Source organism: Polaromonas sp. CF318 (genome assembly GCF_000282655.1).
Classification (GTDB): Bacteria; Pseudomonadota; Gammaproteobacteria; order Burkholderiales; family Burkholderiaceae_C; genus Polaromonas.
Map to the genome: position 1 here is coordinate 1 of NZ_AKIV01000021.1, position 16,208 is coordinate 16,208.

Annotated in this window: 16 protein-coding genes; 12 read left to right on the forward strand and 4 right to left on the reverse strand. The window is 65.4% G+C overall.

The features are described 5' to 3' along the window. From PMI15_RS03155 to PMI15_RS03170, 4 genes are all read left to right on the forward strand, one after another. A partial coding sequence (locus tag PMI15_RS03155; RefSeq protein WP_036837314.1) for a histidine phosphatase family protein occupies positions 1 to 491 on the forward strand: 491 nt, incomplete at its 5' end. A 21-nt stretch (positions 492 to 512) separates the two neighbouring features. Further along, positions 513 to 1,481, forward strand: coding sequence for a 5'-nucleotidase (locus tag PMI15_RS03160; RefSeq protein WP_007863576.1), 969 nt, complete (start codon positions 513 to 515; stop codon positions 1,479 to 1,481). A 26-nt stretch (positions 1,482 to 1,507) separates the two neighbouring features. Continuing rightward, positions 1,508 to 3,319, forward strand: coding sequence for an ABC transporter ATP-binding protein/permease (locus PMI15_RS03165; protein WP_007863579.1), 1,812 nt, complete (start codon positions 1,508 to 1,510; stop codon positions 3,317 to 3,319). Next, positions 3,312 to 4,928 (forward strand): MFS transporter, encoded by a 1,617-nt coding sequence (locus PMI15_RS03170; protein WP_007863581.1) that lies wholly within the window; start codon positions 3,312 to 3,314, stop codon positions 4,926 to 4,928. The genes PMI15_RS03165 and PMI15_RS03170 overlap by 8 nt, the downstream gene beginning before the upstream one ends. A 47-nt stretch (positions 4,929 to 4,975) precedes the next feature. Here the strand turns inward: PMI15_RS03170 and queC are convergent, their stop codons facing one another. Together queC and PMI15_RS03180 are read right to left on the reverse strand one after the other, a co-directional pair. Then, a complete protein-coding gene (gene queC / locus PMI15_RS03175; protein WP_007863583.1) occupies positions 4,976 to 5,698 on the reverse strand; it encodes a 7-cyano-7-deazaguanine synthase QueC in 723 nt (240 codons plus the stop codon). Positions 5,699 to 5,720: 22 nt separating this feature from the next. Next, positions 5,721 to 6,899, reverse strand: coding sequence for a fumarylacetoacetate hydrolase family protein (locus tag PMI15_RS03180; RefSeq protein WP_007863585.1), 1,179 nt, complete (start codon positions 6,897 to 6,899; stop codon positions 5,721 to 5,723). 148 nt (positions 6,900 to 7,047) lie between these two features. On the opposite strand from PMI15_RS03180, the gene PMI15_RS03185 reads away from it, so the two are divergent. The 4 genes from PMI15_RS03185 to PMI15_RS03200 all read left to right on the forward strand — a co-directional run bounded on the left by PMI15_RS03185 (position 7,048) and on the right by PMI15_RS03200 (position 10,253). Next, positions 7,048 to 7,821: a 2-keto-4-pentenoate hydratase gene (locus tag PMI15_RS03185; protein ID WP_007863587.1), complete on the forward strand. Its 774-nt coding sequence runs from the start codon at positions 7,048 to 7,050 to the stop codon at positions 7,819 to 7,821. 102 nt (positions 7,822 to 7,923) lie between these two features. Further along, complete coding sequence (locus tag PMI15_RS03190; RefSeq protein WP_007863591.1) at positions 7,924 to 8,727, forward strand: isocitrate lyase/phosphoenolpyruvate mutase family protein; 804 nt, start codon at positions 7,924 to 7,926, stop codon at positions 8,725 to 8,727. Positions 8,728 to 8,887: 160 nt separating this feature from the next. Further along, complete coding sequence (locus tag PMI15_RS03195; protein ID WP_007863593.1) at positions 8,888 to 9,334, forward strand: carboxymuconolactone decarboxylase family protein; 447 nt, start codon at positions 8,888 to 8,890, stop codon at positions 9,332 to 9,334. 22 nt (positions 9,335 to 9,356) lie between these two features. Further along, positions 9,357 to 10,253 (forward strand): sigma-70 family RNA polymerase sigma factor, encoded by an 897-nt coding sequence (locus PMI15_RS03200; protein WP_007863596.1) that lies wholly within the window; start codon positions 9,357 to 9,359, stop codon positions 10,251 to 10,253. A 2-nt stretch (positions 10,254 to 10,255) separates the two neighbouring features. Here PMI15_RS03200 and PMI15_RS03205 read toward each other — a convergent pair whose 3' ends face one another. Together PMI15_RS03205 and PMI15_RS03210 are read right to left on the reverse strand one after the other, a co-directional pair. Then, on the reverse strand, positions 10,256 to 10,666 hold the full coding sequence (locus PMI15_RS03205; protein ID WP_007863597.1) for a DoxX family protein: 411 nt from the start codon (positions 10,664 to 10,666) through the stop codon (positions 10,256 to 10,258). 63 nt (positions 10,667 to 10,729) lie between these two features. Continuing rightward, complete coding sequence (locus PMI15_RS03210) at positions 10,730 to 11,632, reverse strand: LysR substrate-binding domain-containing protein (protein ID WP_007863599.1); 903 nt, start codon at positions 11,630 to 11,632, stop codon at positions 10,730 to 10,732. Between the two features lie 187 nt (positions 11,633 to 11,819). Here PMI15_RS03210 and PMI15_RS03215 point away from each other — a divergent pair, with 187 nt between their 5' ends. From PMI15_RS03215 to PMI15_RS03230, 4 genes are read left to right on the forward strand one after another with little or no spacing between them, the layout of a single operon-like run. Further along, positions 11,820 to 12,731: a hypothetical protein gene (locus tag PMI15_RS03215; RefSeq protein ID WP_007863601.1), complete on the forward strand. Its 912-nt coding sequence runs from the start codon at positions 11,820 to 11,822 to the stop codon at positions 12,729 to 12,731. A gap of 36 nt (positions 12,732 to 12,767) precedes the next feature. Further along, positions 12,768 to 13,712: an ABC transporter permease gene (locus PMI15_RS03220; RefSeq protein ID WP_007863602.1), complete on the forward strand. Its 945-nt coding sequence runs from the start codon at positions 12,768 to 12,770 to the stop codon at positions 13,710 to 13,712. Continuing rightward, complete coding sequence (locus PMI15_RS03225) at positions 13,709 to 14,530, forward strand: ABC transporter permease (RefSeq protein ID WP_007863605.1); 822 nt, start codon at positions 13,709 to 13,711, stop codon at positions 14,528 to 14,530. Before PMI15_RS03220 ends, PMI15_RS03225 begins: the two co-directional genes overlap by 4 nt. After that, the gene (locus PMI15_RS03230) at positions 14,527 to 16,191 is read left to right on the forward strand and encodes an ABC transporter ATP-binding protein (protein ID WP_007863608.1); all 1,665 of its coding nucleotides are present in this window, start codon (positions 14,527 to 14,529) and stop codon (positions 16,189 to 16,191) included. The genes PMI15_RS03225 and PMI15_RS03230 overlap by 4 nt, the downstream gene beginning before the upstream one ends. Positions 16,192 to 16,208 lie beyond the last annotated feature (17 nt).

Sequence of the window (16,208 nt, forward strand, 5' to 3'; positions counted from 1 at the left end):
ACGTGGCGGCCGACGCAGCCGCCACCACCGAATGCGCGCAGGCACTGGCCAGGCTGCTTCCCCCCGGCACCCGCGTCAGCCATTCCCCGCTGCAACGATGCGCACAACTGGCGCAAGCCCTGCACGAATTGCGGCCCGACCTGGCCTGCGCCAGCGACCCCCGGCTGCAGGAAATCGACTTCGGCGCCTGGGAAGGCCGCGCCTGGCAAGACATCGCCCCGGCCGAACTGCAGTCCTGGACAGACGGCTTTGCCGACTACGCCGTGGGCGGCAGCGGCGAAAGCACAAGCCAGGTGATGGCGCGCGTCGCCGCGGCCTTTGATGAACTGCAAGGCCGTTCCGACACGCTGTGGATCACGCACGCCGGTGTCGTACGCGCCGTGGAACTGATCGCACGCGGCGTGCGTCAGATCGCCAGGGCCGACGAGTGGCCTCCAGGTGCGCCGGCGTACGGACAATGGTGCACACTCGAACTAAACACCCACTCCTGAAACCCAGACAAGGCACAAAAAATGGCAGCAACCCTGGATGGTCAGCTCGTGGTGGCGATCTCGTCGCGCGCGCTGTTTGATTTTGAGGAAGAAAACCAGGTCTTTGAAAGCGGCATGACGGCCGCGCCGCCGCCCGGCGTCAAAAAAGACGCGGCCTATATGAAGCTGCAGCTCGAACGCCTGGACGTGCCGGCCAAGCCCGGCGTGGCCTTCTCGCTGGTCAAAAAGCTGCTGGCCTTCAACGACGCGCCCGAAAGCGCCGGCGAGGCCGCCAGCCCCGCGGCGCCCGCGCAGCGTGTGGAAGTCGTGATCCTCTCGCGCAACGACCCGGTCTCGGGCATGCGCGTGTTCCGCTCGGCCCAACACTACGGCCTCAAGATAGAGCGCGGCACCTTCAACCGCGGCGAAGCGCCCTGGCGCTACCTCAAGCCGCTGCACGCCAACCTGTTTTTGTCGGCCCACCTGAGCGACGTGCGCGACGCGCTGGCCGCGGGCGTGCCGGCCGCGCAGGTCTACCCGCATTCGGTACGCGCCAGCGATGCCCATCCCAACGAAGTGCGCATCGCCTTTGACGGCGACGCGGTGCTGTTCTCGGACGAGGCCGAGCGTGTGTTTCAGGCCCAGGGCCTGTCCGCCTTCCAGCAGCACGAGCGCGACAAAGCCTCGCAGCCGCTGCTGGCCGGCCCCTTCAAGCCCCTGCTTGAAGCCCTGCACCGGTTGCAGCAGGTCGGCACCTCGCACATGCGCATACGCACGGCGCTGGTCACCGCACGCAGCGCCCCGGCGCACGAGCGCGCCATACGCACGCTGATGGACTGGAACATCGAGGTTGATGAGGCCATGTTCCTGGGCGGCCTGGCCAAGGGCGAGTTCCTGCGCGAATTCGAGCCCGACTTCTTTTTTGACGACCAGACCGGCCACGTCCATTCCGCCGCCCAGCACGTGCCCTCGGGCCATGTGGCCAGCGGCGTATCCAACCAGCTTTCCTGAACTTCGAACAACAAAGAACGCCCGCCATGAACCAGACGCCCCCTTCCGGCCTGCTCGCCAAGTTCAGCGCTTTCAGACAATTCTGCGCGAGGGTCTGGGCGCTTTCAGCGCCCTACTTCCGGTCGGAAGAAAAATGGAAGGCGCGCGGCCTGCTGCTTGCCATCGTGCTGCTCAACCTGGGAACGGTTTACATGGCGGTGCAGTTCAATGACTGGTACCGCGTGTTTTACGACGCGCTTGAAAAACGCGACCAGACCGTCTTCTGGCAGCAGATGGGCCGGTTCAGCTACCTCGCCTTTGGGGCGATCATCATCGCCGTCTACAAGTTCTACCTGACCCAGTTGCTCCAGATGCGCTGGCGCGCCTGGATGACCCGCGACTACCTGCAACGCTGGCTGTCGCACCATGCCTTCTACAAGATGGAACTGGCACGTTATTCCGCGGCCACCGACATCAACGCCAGCCCCGACAACCCGGACCAGCGCATCCAGGAAGACGTGCACTCTTTCACCACGTCCACGATCTCATTGAGCATGGGCGTGCTCAACGCGGTCGTGACGCTGGTCAGTTTTGTCGGCATCCTCTGGACCTTGTCGGGTCCGCTTGGCTTCACCCTGGGTGGCAGCAGCTACGTCATCCCGGGTTACATGGTCTGGGCCGCGGTCGCCTATTGCCTGGTCGGTAGCGTGCTGGCGCACTACATCGGCAGGCCGCTGATCAAACTCAACTTCATGCAGCAGCGCTATGAGGCCAACCTCCGCCACCATCTAGTGCGGGTGCGCGAGTACAGCGAATCCATTGCGCTGGACCATGGTGAGGCCGTGGAGCGCGGCCAACTCGACGGGCGCTTCACGACAGTCCTTGCAAACTACCTGAACCTGATACGCGCCAACAAGAAACTCATCTGGTTCCAGAGCTTCTTCGGCCAGGCCGCCTTGATCTTTCCTTTCCTGGTCGCGGCGCCCCGCTTCTTCAGCGGTGCCATCCAGCTGGGCCAGCTGATCCAAATTTCCTCGGCCTTCGGCAAAGTGCAGGATTCCCTCAGCTGGTTTGTCGACAACTACGACACGCTCGCCAGCTGGCGCGCCACCACCGACCGCCTGACCAGTTTTGAGGACAGCATGATCGCGCAGACCCAAGACAATGAAGCGCTTGTCACCACTGCATCAACCGAGCTTGAGTCCACAGGCCTCAAATTGGCGCTGCCCACAGGCGCAGTGCTGCTGGCGCAGGCCTCGTTGAAAGCCCACACCGGCGACCACATCCTTCTGAAAGGCCCGTCAGGCAGCGGCAAATCCACTCTGTTCCGCGCCTTCGCCGGCATCTGGCCTTTTGCCAGCGGCAGCATCGCCAAACCCGGCAATGCGATGTTCATTCCGCAACGCCCCTATTTCCCCAATGGCTCGCTGCGCGATGCACTGGCTTATCCGGAACCCGCCACAGCCTACAGCGATGACGCCCTCAGGCAGGCGCTGGAGGAGGCCCTGCTGCCCGACCTGGCGACAAGGCTTGACCAGGAAGACACCTGGAGCCAGAAGCTTTCGGGCGGTGAGCAGCAGCGCCTGGCGATCGCGCGCGTGCTGCTGAAAAAGCCCAAGTGGATCTTCGCCGATGAAGCCACCAGCGCACTCGACGAAACCGCCGAAAAGACGCTGTACGAGCGTTTGCTCACGCTCGTGAAATCGTCGGGCGGCGCCATCATCTCCATTGCCCACCGGCCCAACGTTGCGGCCTTTCACGACAAACAATGGACGCTGCAAAAGCAGCCGCCCGGCTCAGCCGCCCTGTACAGCCTGACGGCCAGTCAGATCCCCGGAGGAAGCGCCGCGCATGCCTGAAGAAATGTCCAGACCTCCCGCGCCGGAGCCCGCCGACCTCTCCGCCTGGGCGCCCATCAAGCGCCCGGTGTTCCGCATGCTGTGGAGCACCTGGCTGGTCGCCAACATCTGCATGTGGATGAACGACGTGGCGGCCGCCTGGATGATGACCTCCATGACCACCTCACCGATCTGGGTGGCGCTGGTGCAGTCGGCCTCCACCTTGCCGGTGTTCCTGCTGGGCCTGCCCAGCGGCGCGCTGGCCGACATCCTGGACAGGCGGCGCTACTTCATCATGACGCAGTTCTGGGTGGCCGTGGTGGCCACGCTGCTGTCCATCACCGTGATCTCGGGCGTGATGACGCCGCCGCTGCTGCTGGCCCTGACGTTTGCCAACGGCGTGGGCCTGGCGATGCGCTGGCCGGTATTCGCCGCCATCGTGCCCGAACTCGTGCCGCGCGTACAGCTGCCCGCCGCGCTGGCGCTCAACGGCGTGTCCATGAACGCCTCGCGCATCGTCGGCCCGCTGGTGGCCGGCGCGCTGATCGCCGGTGCCGGCACCGAATACGTTTTTGTGCTCAACGCCGTGCTGTCGGTGATCTCCGGCTTTGTCATCATGCGCTGGCGGCGCGACCATGCGCCCAGCCCGCTGGGGCGCGAGCGCCTGGTCAGCGCCATGCGCGTGGGCCTGCAGTTCGTCGGCCAGTCGGCGCGCCTGCGCTCGGTGCTGCTGCGCATCGCCATCTTCTTTTTCCACTCCACCGCCCTGCTGGCGCTGCTGCCGTTGGTGGCGCGCGGCCTGCACGGCGGCGACGCCGGCACCTTCACCCTGCTGCTGGCCTCCATGGGCGCGGGTGCCATCGTGGCCGCGCTCAACCTGCCGCGGCTGCGCCAGATGATGCCGCGCGACGTGCTGGTGATGCGTTCCACGATGCTGCAGTCAGTCTCCATGGCGGTCATGGCGTTTGCGCCCAATGCCTGGGTGGCGGTGCCGGCCATGGTGCTCAACGGCATGGCCTGGATCACTTGCGCGAATTCGCTCAGCGTATCGGCCCAGCTGGCCCTGCCCGACTGGGTGCGCGCCCGCGGCATGTCCATGTACCAGATGGCCATCATGGGTGCCAGCGCCGCGGGCGCCGCGTTGTGGGGCCATGTGTCTACCCTGAGCAGCGTCTCCACCGGCCTGCTGGTTGCCGCCGCCAGCGGCACGGTGGTGATGCTGGTGGCGCAGCGCCTGGTGTCCGACCTCAGCATCGAGGAGGACATGACGCCCTCGCGCCAGTTCAAGGCACCCGTGGCCGAAGAGCCGCCCGGCGTGGGCAATGTGGTGGTGACGATTGAATACCTGATAGACCCGGCGCGCGCCGACGACTTCCGCGCGCTGATGCAGGAAAGCCGGCGCAGCCGTTTGCGCCAGGGCGCGCTCGAATGGGAACTGCTGCGCGACGTGAACAAGCCCGGCCGCTTTGTCGAGCAGATCGTCGACGAATCATGGACCGAACACCTGCGCCGCTTCGACCGTGTCACCGCGAGCGACGTGGTGCTGCGGGAGCGCAAGCTGGCGTTTCATATCGGCGAGGAGCCGCCGGTGGTATCACGCTGTGTCGTGGAAAGCCTTGTGCGGACTTAGGCGGGCGTTACTCCTTCCCCCAGAGGGGGAAGGAGCAAGACTGCAGCTCAGCCTACTGCTGCGTAACGCTCAAAGCCACGCGCGCGCAACTCGCAGGCCGGGCAAGTCCCGCAACCATAACCCCAGGCATGCCGGTGCACACGGTCGCCCAGGTAGCAGGTGTGGGTGTGCTCGATGATCAGGTTCACCAGCGCTTCTCCGCCCTGCGGCTCACCCGACTTCTCGCCGACCTCGTGCGCCAGCCGCCAGGTGTCGGCCTTGTCTATCCACATCAGCGGGGTTTCGATCAGGAAGCGTTTGTCCATGCCCAGCGAGAGCGCCAGCTGCATGGCTTTCATGGTGTCGTCGCGGCAATCCGGGTAGCCCGAAAAATCGGTTTCGCAGACGCCGGTGACCAGCACCTGCAGGTCGCGCCGGTAGGCCAGCGCCGCCGCCAGCGTGAGGAAGAGCAGGTTGCGCCCCGGCACAAAGGTATTGGGCAGGCCCGAGCTTTCCATCTTGAAGGCCACGTCGCGGGTCAGCGAGGTGTCGCTGACCTGGCCCAGCACCGCCAGGTCCAGCAAATGGTCTTCGCCGAGCTTGTGGGCCCATTGCGGAAACTGCGCCTTGATTTCGCGCAGCACATTGAGGCGCGCCTCCAGCTCCACCTTGTGGCGCTGGCCGTAGTCAAAGGCCACGGTCTCCACGCGTTCGTATTTGGACAGCGCCAGGGCCAGGCAGGTGGTGGAATCCTGCCCGCCTGAGAATAAAACGAGTGCGGATGTATGCATGCCGATCGCCTCCTTCCTGTGCTTACAGCAGCTTTCGCTTCGCCAGGCTTTGCATCAGCGCCGAGATGCCGAAGGTCCAGGGCGCGGCCTTGTCGGAGGTGGTCACGCGGTTAACCAGGCTGCCCAGCTGCGGCGTGGCCACCGTCACCACGTCGCCCACCACGTGGGTAAAGCCCTGGCCGGGGCCGTGGCGGTCCTGCGTGGGTGCGAACATGGTGCCCAAAAAGAGCATGAAGCCGTCAGGGTACTGGTGGTTGGCGCCTATGGCCTGGGCCACCAGGTCCAACGGGTCGCGGCTGATCTTGCTGAGCGAGCTGCCGCCCTTCATCTCAAAACCCTCGGTGCCGGTGACCGTCATGTTCAGGTCGCTGCGGCGCACGTGGCTGATGTTGAATTTGTCGTCGAACAGGCGGATGAAAGGGCCTATGGCGCAGGAGGCGTTGTTGTCCTTGGCCTTGCCCAGCAGCAATGCGCTGCGGCCTTCGAAGTCGCGCAGATTGACGTCGTTGCCCAGCGCCGCGCCCACCGTCTCGCCGCGCGAATTGACGGCCAGCACGATCTCGGGCTCGGGGTTGTTCCAGTGGCTGTGCGGGTGTATGCCCACTTCGGCGCCGGTGCCCACCGCACTCAGCGGCTGGCTCTTGGTGAAGATTTCGGCGTCGGGGCCTATGCCCACTTCCAGGTACTGCGACCACACGCCCTGGGCGATCAGCACTTCCTTGAGTTTGTCCGCCTCGGGCGAGCCGGGCTTGATGCTGCTGAGGTTGTCGCCGATCACGCCGACCACGGCCTTGCGCACCGCCTCGGCCTTGCTGGCGTCGCCGCGCGCCTGCTCCTCGATCACACGCTCCAGCATGGAGGCCACAAAGGTCACGCCCGCCGCCTTGAGCGCCTGCAGGTCGCAGGGTGCCAGCAGCCAGGGCAGCGCGGGCTTGCGCGCATCGGCCGCGGAATTGGCCAGCACCTCGGCCGTGCCCGCCAGGCGCGGCAGCGAAGGCGCGGCAGCACGTACGGCCTTGGCCACATCAGGCAGTTCCAGCAACTGGCTGGCCGTCGGCGCCACGCTGGACAGGTCGAACACGCTGTCGGGTGTAGCCAGCACGAGCACCGGCCCCGTGCCCTCCACCCATACGCGCCCGACCAGCAGGGCATCAGCGGCATCAACAGGCAGGACGGAAGCAAGGCTCAGGGAGTTTTTCATGGTGGTAATGAGAAGAAGTGTGCCCAAAAACCGGGCCGAAGCCGCCAATACTACAGGGACTGCAGGGAAAGGGCGGAGTGGCGCCGCCGCTACACTGAAATGCCTGCGGCTCAGGCCGACCGCCTCCCAACTCCCTCCTCCCATCACCATGCCCCTCACTCCCGAACAAATCACGCAAGCCGCCACGGAACTGACCGCCCGGCGCAACAGCGGCAAGCCCGGCCCTCGCCTGCCCGAAAACTGCCGCCCGCTGGAACTCGAGGACGCCTGGCAGGTGCAGCTTGCCGTCACCCGCAGCCTGGGCCAGGCGGTGGGCGGCTGGAAGGCCTCGCCACCCAGCCCCGGCAAACTCGTGGTCGCACCGATTTACCAGCCCGCCATCAGCCGTGCCACCGTGTGCAGCGTGGCGTTTCCGGCGGACAGGGACCTGGGCAGCGTGAAGGTCGAGCCCGAGCTGGCCTTTGTGCTGGCGAAGGATTTGCCCGCGCGCGAGCAGCCCTACACCGAGGCAGACATCGACGCGGCCGTAGGCAGCGTACATGCGGCACTCGAGATCTGCGCAAGCCGCTATGCCGATCCGGCAGGCCTTCCTTTTCCCGAGATGCTGGCCGACGGCCTGGTCAACAACGGTGTGTGGCTGGGGCCCGAACTGGCCGCGCCCGAGGCCGCGGCCTTTGAGCTGCACTGGCAGGCCGGCGATGAGCCCCGGCAAACCGCCCAGGCCCGGCACCCCAACGGCGACCCGCGCGCGCCGCTCTACTGGCTGGCGAATTTTTTGTGCGAGCGCGGCCTGGGCCTGAAGGCCGGCCAGGTCGTCATCACCGGTTCCTATGCCGGCGTGCTCACGGTGCCGGCCGGCCAGCCCCTGAAATTCGACTACGCGGGCCTGGCCCGTTTTGAGCTGGAATTCCGCAGGGGCTGAGCGGCTTTCCCAAAGTGCTTGGTATATAGGGCAGGAAATGGCCGGCACCGACGCCGCGCCTTGCTAAGCTGGTGCTTTCCTTTTTATCCAGCGGAGACACTCATGCAAGCCCTTCACCACCAGCAATTCCTGAAACTCCACCAGGCCGGCAACCTGCTGCTGTTGCCCAATGCCTGGGATGCCGCCAGCGCGAAGATTTTTGAGGCATCCGGCGCCGGCGCCGTCGCGACCAGCAGCGCCTCGCTGGCCTGGGCCTGCGGTTATGCCGACGGCGGCGCGCTGCCGTCCGAGGAATTGCTGCACGCCGTCGGCAACATCGCGCGTGTCCTGAAAGTACCGCTCACGGTGGACATGGAAGACGGCTATAGCGCCGACCCGGCTGAAGTGGGCCGGCTGGCCGCCGAACTTGCGGGCAAAGGCGCCGTGGGCATCAACATCGAAGACGGCAGCGAGGCCCCCGCGCTGCTGGCGGGCAAGATAGGCGCCATACGCGCCGCGCTCAAAGGCAAGCCGCTGTTCATCAACGCGCGCACCGACGTCTACCTGCGCCGGCTCAAGGTCGAAGGCAGCCCGGCCCAGGCCAGTGTTGAGCGTCTCAAGCTCTACCAGGCAGCCGGCGCCGACGGCGCTTTTGTGCCGGGCCTCACGGCCCTGCCCGAGGTGCAGGAGATCAGCGCGGCCGTCAGCATGCCGCTGAATGTGATGGCCATGCCCGGCCTGCCGGCGATTGCCGCGCTGCGGGCGGCCGGCGTGCGGCGCCTCAGCGCGGGCCCGGCCCCCTTCCAGGTGGCTTATGAACATGCCAAAACCAGCGTCGAGGCCTTGCTCAAACAAGACCTGTCGCCGCTGCTGGGCCCCAAGCTCGACTATTCGGCGATGAACGCCCTGCTGGCAACCGACCGCTGATTCCAGGGCGCCGTCCCCGCCGCCGTCGCCTGAATCCCCCGGGGTTCAGGCGATTTTTCATTGAAGGGGATTTTTTGGGGCCAGGCGTCACAAACGACGGGGCAGGATCGTCAATACGGTGTGACACCCAACTTTTAGACTTTTTTGAAAGGAAACCACCGTGACTGCCACCACCACCGCCAACACCGCCCCCGTCCGTATCGACCTCGCCATTCCCGAGGTTTACCCCGCCCTGCTCAAGGCCAGTGAAACCATAGGCAGCCAGGGCCTGGACAAAAAACTGCACCACCTGATCCACCTGCGCGCCTCGCAAATCAACGGCTGCGCCTTCTGCGTGAAGATGCACCTGCGCGAAGCCCGTGAAGACGGCGAAACCCAGGATAGGCTGGACCGCCTCGTCGTCTGGGCCCATGTGAACGACTTCAGCGAAGCCGAAAAAGCCGCGCTGGCCTGGACCGAAGCGCTGACCGAGCTCGACCACAAGACCGATTACGCCAGCCTGCGCGGCCGCCTGCGCCAATCGTTCTCCGACAAGGAAATCGGCGCGCTGACCGCTACCATAGGCATGATCAACCTCTGGAACCGCATGCAGGTCTCGGCTCACTAAGGCAAGCTAAGGTTCACGCACCATGACAAGCATCGACCCCACCGCCGTGTTTGAAGAAAGGCGCAGGCATCTATTCGGCCTCGCCTACCGCATCCTCGGTTCGCGGGCCGATGCCGAAGACGCCGTCCAGGACGTCTTCATCAAATGGCTGGCGGCCGACCACGCCAGCATCGCGACGCCGGCCGCCTGGCTCACCACCCTCTGCACACGGCATTGCATAGACATGCTGCGCGATGCCCAGCGCAGCCGGGTCGACTATGTCGGCACCTGGCTGCCCGAACCGATCCAGACCAGCACCGACGAAACGCCGGAAACGCATGCGCTGCTGGCTTCATCCCTGAGCATGGCTTTTTTGCTGCTGCTGGAGCGGCTCACGCCCAAGGAGCGCGCCGCCTACCTGCTCTATGAGATTTTTGACACGCCCTACCCGCAGATCGCCGAGATGCTGGACATGGAAGAGGCCGCCTGCCGCAAGCTGGTGTCGCGCGCCAGCGTCAACATCGCCCAGGGCAAGGTGCGGCACGTGACACCGCCCCAGGTGCAGGACGGCCTGCTCAGTGCTTTTCGCGAAGCCATCACCGCGGGCAGCACCGAGGCGCTCGCCAGCCTGCTGTCGGACGACATCGCCGTCTGCGCCGACAGCGGCGGCAAGGTCAGTTCCATCGAAGGCGTTTTTCAAGGCAAGGGCAGCGTACTCACCCTCATCAGCACCCAGCTGGCGCGCTACTGGGCCGCCTACGAATGGCTGCCCTGCGAGATCAATGGCGGCCACGCCATCCTGCTGCGCGCGAACAACGGCGAGATCGCCGCGGCCATCACCTTCGCCTACAACGAAGAAGGCAAGGCTACCAACATCTACATCATGCGCAACCCCGACAAGCTCGACGGCCTGCATTTCGGGCCGGAGGCAGTGGCCTAGGCTTATTTGCGCGAAGCCCGCAAGGCGTCAAGTCCCCAGGCGCCACCGCCCGCCGCGGCCAGGAACAGGAAGACAAAGCAGAACAACACAGCCGACTCGCCGCCGTTCAGCATGGGCGACAGCACAAAGCCCTTGGAGGCATGGCCGATGAAATAGGCAAATGCCAGCAATCCGGACAACACAAAAGCCACGGGCCGCGTGAACAGGCCCAGCAACAGCAACGCGCCGCCAAAGAGTTCCAGAATGCCGGCCGCGCCCAGCATGGACATCAATTGAAGGTTGTCAAAGTAGGCCACATGGGGAAAGCCCAGCAGCTTGGCCGAGCCGTGCTGGATCAGCAGGTAGGCCGAGACGATGCGCAGGACGGACAGCGCGCGTGAAGTGAGTTGGTTGTTGTTGCCGGCAAACGCCATGGGAATCCTCCGTTAAAAGGATGTGTGACGGGGGCGGCGCCAAAAAGTTCAGTGCGCCTTGGCTCAGCGCGCGGCCGGCGCCGCGCTTTTTTCGGCCAGCAGCTGCACCAGGTGCTGGCGTATCACCGAGGTGATGTGCTCGCGCTTGCCCTGCTCAAGCATGCCGATCAGCCGCGTCGGGGGCCGGCCCGGCAGCGGCAGCACACGCAGCAGCGCATCGTTGGCCCAGTCGGCATTTTTGGCGTGCGGCACGATGGTGATGCCGACGTTCTGGCGCACCAGTTCGATGATGGCCGACATCGAACTGAGCTCCAGGAAATCATGTGGGACCACGCCCAGCTTGCGCAAGGTCTGCTCTATGCGTATGCCGCTGGGCGTGCGCCTGTCGAAGCGCAGGAAGGGCTGCTCGCGCAGCAGGTTCCTGAAGTCGCTGCCCGGCGGCGCGATCTGGACATTCGCGACGACCGTGAGCGGCTCGGTGTAGAGCGGTGTCCAAAGCATGCCCTTGAGTTCCTGCTCCGGGTCTTCAACAAACACCGCCGCATCGAGATCGCCGCTTTTGACACTGCGCGCCAGGCTGCTCGACTCCTGCATCACCAGCCGCACATTGAGGCGCGGGTACAGCGGCTTCATCCTGACCAAGGTGTGCGAGAGCAGCCCCATCGCCGAAAAAATGGAGCCCATCGTCACCGTGCCGGCGATCTCGCCCTCATCGTCCAGGCCTTCCCGCATCTGGTCGTAGTAGCCGACGATTTTTTCGGCGTGGGGAATCAGCGCGCGGCCGGAGACCGACAGCACCACGCCGCGCCCGGAGCGCTCGAAGAGCACGGTCTTGAGTTCGGTCTCCAGCGCGCGCATCTGCAGCCCCACGGCCGCCTGCGTCAGCGCGACGCGGTCGGACGCCGCGGCGAAAGAGCCGCCTTGCGCCACGACGAGAAAAGTCCTCAGGAAGCGGATGGTGCTCACGCGGGATCGGCCTCAATACAAAAGAATAACTTTATCATCTAACAACATAATATAGATATATTTTTTAAACCGGATGGAGAACAATCCGCCTTAACAGGGTTGTGTGACGGACCGGTGTCTCTCCCACCAACACTTGCAGCGCGGCATCAAACAGGCCGCTTTCGAATCTTTTTTGTGGTGGTGATGTATGTCTGAAGTGCTCTCAGCGAATGCCGCAACGGCGCCAAGCCCGTCTTTCGGCGACAAACGCGCGGCGGCCATTTACGACCTGGGCCACAGCACGATTTTTGCGTCGCGCACCGACCCGCGCTTTTCCTATTGCACCTATGCGCCGCCGCACCTGCACGAGGCCAAGCAGCCCATGCAGCTGGTGGTGGTGGTGCACGGCACGGGCCGCGCCTTCACCGAATACCGCGACGCCTTCGCCGCCTTCGCCAAATGGAACGACTGCATCGTGCTGTGCCCGCTGTTCCCGGCCGGCCCGCAGGGCGACGGCAACCGCGACGGCTTCAAGCACCTGCGCGAAGCCGACATCCGCTACGACCAGATCCTGCTGAGCATGGTCGACGAGGTGGCGGTCAAGTTCGGCTGCGATTTTTCCAAGTTCGCGCTCTTCGGGTACTCCGGCGGCGGCCAGTTCGTCAACCGCTTCGGCCTGCTGCACCCCGAGCGCCTCTGGGCGCTGTCCATAGGCGCGCCGGGCTCGGTCACGCTGATAGACCCCCAGCAGGACTGGTGGGTGGGCGTGCGCGATTTCGAAAAACGCTTCGGCAAGCCCCTGAACCTGGCCGCCCTCAAGGAGCTGCCGGTGCACATGGTGGTCGGCAAGGCCGACATGGAAACCTGGGAGATCACCCACCGCGAAGGCGGCAAGTTCTACATGGCCGGCGCCAACGACGCGGGGAGCACGCGGCCCGAACGGCTGGAGACCCTGCGCAAGTCCTTTGTACAGGCCGGCGTGAATGTCACCCTGGACCTGGTCGACAACGTGCCGCACGACGGCCTGGCCTGCGTCGGCACGGTGCAGGACTTCCTCGCCGCCGTGCTGGGCGACCTGCGCATAGACCAGCGTCGCCAGGCAATCAGCCGGGCGCCCTGATGCCCTCCACATCCCAGCCCTGAAAGCCAGACCCCCATGCTACGTTTCGCGCTGGCCCGCCTGGTGATGGCGATACCGACCCTGCTGATCGTGGCGGTCGCGGTCTTTGTGCTGATACGGCTGATTCCCGGCGACCCGGCCCAGCTGCTGCTGGGCGACCTGGCCGACCCGGTGCGTCTGGCCGACCTGCGGGCCCAGCTCGGCCTGGACAAAAGCTGGCCGGTGCAGTTCGGCATCTGGGGCCGCCATGTGCTGGGCGGCGACCTGGGCGTGTCCATCACCACCGGCGAGCCCGTGCTGCAGCTGGTGCTGAGCCGCTTTGCGGTCAGCGCGCAAATCGTGCTGGTCGCCGTGTTCTTCGCCGCGGTGGTTGCGGTGCCCGCCGGCATGATCGCCGCCTGGAAGCAAAACCGCCTGCCCGACCTGATGCTGGTCGGCGCGGCCACCCTGCTGGTGTCCATCCCGACTTTCTGGCTGGGCCTGTTGCTGCTGCTGTTTTTCGGCCTCAAGCTCGAATGGCTGCCGGTGGTCGGTTATGTCTCGGTCATGAACGACTGGAAGTCCGGCCTGCTTTATCTCCTGATGCCGATACTCACGCTGTTCCTTCATGAGATCGGCGTGCTGATACGCATGGCCAGGGCCAGCACGCTGGAAGTGCTGCGGCTGGACTACATCACCCATGCGCGCGCCAAGGGCCTGTCCGAGCGCGCCGTGCTGGTGCACCACGCATTTCGCAACTCCTTCGGCCCGACCTGGACCTTGATAGGCCTGGTGCTGGGCAACCTGCTGGGCGGCGTGGCCGTGGTCGAGACCGTGTTCACGATTCCCGGCCTGGGCCGCCTGCTGGTCGATGCCATCTTCGCGCGCGACTACCCGGTGATCCAGGGCTGCCTGCTGCTGGTGGCCGTGATCTATGTGGTCACCAACCTGGTGATTGACCTCTGCTATCCGATCTTCGACCCCAGGGTGCTCGCGGAATGAAAAAATTTCTCACTCCGCAGGCCCTGATCGGTTTGCTCATCATCGGGCTGATCCTCGCGGCGGCCGTCCTGGCCTTCTTCTGGACGCCGCATGAGCCGCTGAAGATCAACTTCATGGCGCGCCTGAAGCCGCCCAGCGCCACCTATTGGCTGGGCACCGACGAGTTCGGCCGCGACGAGCTCTCGCGCCTGATGGCGGGCGCCTCCAACAGCATGTGGATCAGTTTCCTCACGGTACTCTTTTCCATCACCATGGGCACGGCCATCGGCGTTTTGACCGGCTTTGTGCGCGGCTGGACCGACCGCGTCATCATGGCCTTCATCAACGCCCTGCTGGCCTTCCCCGGCCTGCTGCTGGCGCTGGCGCTACTGGCGGTCTTCGGCGCCAACAAATACGGCATCATCCTGGCGCTGGGCCTGGCCTACACGCCCTCCGTCACGCGCATTGTGCGCGGCACGGTGATGTCGCTGCGCGAAAAGGAGTTCATCGAATCCTCGCGCGTGCTCGGCAATTCAGAGCTTTACACCATGTTCCGCCACGTGCTGCCCAACTGCGTGGCACCGCTCACGGTGCTGGCGACCTCGATGTTCGGCTGGGTCATCCTCGCGGAAAGCGCGCTGTCCTTCCTGGGCCTGGGCGTGCCGCCGCCGGCGCCCACCTGGGGCAATATGCTGGCCGCGGCCCGGCCTTTCATGGCGCAGGCGACCTACCTTTCCATCTTCCCGGGCCTGTGCATCGCGCTCACGCTGCTGGGCATCAACTTCCTGGGCGATGCAGTGCGCGACCTGCTGGACCCGCGCATGAGGGGCATCGAATGACGCAACTGGTGGATGTCTCGGCCTTAAGCCTTTCCATAGGCAAAGGCGGCCGTGAAATCGTGCGCAACGTGTCGTTTACCGTCGCACCCGGCGAGATCGTCGGCATCGTCGGCGAATCGGGCAGCGGCAAGACCCAGGCGGCGCGCGCCATCATGGGCCTCACGCCGCAGCCGCTGGTACGCAGCGCCGGCCGCATTTTGTTTGAAGGCGAGGACATGGCGGCCGTGGGCGACGCACGGCTGCGCAAGCTGCGCGGCGCGCGCATAGGCATGGTGTTCCAGGAACCCATGACCTCGCTGAACCCCTCGATGACAATCGGCCGCCAGCTCGACGAGGGCCTGGCCCTGCATAGGCCCGAGCTTTCGCCGGCCGCGCGCCGCGACAAAGCGCTGGCCATGCTCGCGCGCGTCGGCATCAGCGACCCGCAGGCCGCGCTGGCCGCCTGGCCGCATGAATTTTCTGGCGGCATGCGCCAGCGCATGATGCTGGCCTCGGTCATGCTGCTGGAGCCCGCGCTGCTGATCGCCGACGAGCCGACCACGGCCCTGGACGCGCTGGTGCAGCGCGACGTGCTGGAACTGATGGTCGGGCTCACGCGCGAACACAACACCGCCGTGCTGCTGATCAGCCACGACCTGCCCATGGTCGCGCGCTACACCCAGCGCATGATCGTCATGCAGCAGGGCGAGGTCGTCGAAGCCGGCGACACCGCCGCCCTGCTGGCCGGCCCCAAGCAGGACTACACCCGCAAGCTGCTCGAAGCCATCCCGCGCCGGCAGGCCGCACGCGCGATTGCCGACGACCAGCCCGTCATCGAAGTGCGCAAGCTCGTCTTCGACTATCCCGGCAAGCGCAAGTTGTTCGCCAAAACCACGGCCAAGCGCGTGCTGCACGGCATAGACCTGGTGGTGCGCCCGCGCGAGATTGTCGCGGTGGTGGGCGGCTCGGGCTCAGGCAAGACCACGTTGGGCCGCGCGATTGCCGGCCTGCTTAAGCCCACCGAGGGCGACATTCGCTTCCGCGGCCGTGCCATCACCCGCAGCGACGCGGGCTGGCTGGACTACCGGCTCAATTGCCAGATGGTGTTCCAGGACCCGTATTCCTCGCTGAACCCGCGCATGAACATAGGCCAGCTGGTAGGCGAAGGCCTGCGGCTGGTGCCCGGCCTGTCTTCAGCCGAGAAGCAGACACGCGTGGCAAAGATGCTCGATGAAGTCGGCTTGCAGCCGCAGCACGCACAGCGCTACGCACATGAACTCTCGGGCGGCCAGCGCCAGCGCGTGGCGATTGCCCGCGCGCTGATACGCGAGCCGGCCTTTGTGATCGCCGACGAGCCGGTATCGGCCCTGGACGTCACGGTGCGCGCCCAGGTGCTGGCACTGCTGGCCGAGCTGCAGGAGCGCCACGGCTTTGCCTGCCTGTTTATCAGCCACGACCTGGGCGTGGTGGAGCAGGTGGCCGACCGCGTGGTCGTGATGCAGGCCGGCCGCATCATCGAACAAGGCAGCCGCGACGAGGTCTTCGATCATCCGCAACACGCTTACACACGCAAGCTGCTCTCGGCGATTCCCGCGCTGACGCCCACCGGCCAGGGCGGCATGCAGCTCAGGTGGCGTTTTGATGAACCCGATGCGCCGGCGGGCGCCCTGCAACCCGCCTGATCACTGTTTTTCGTCCG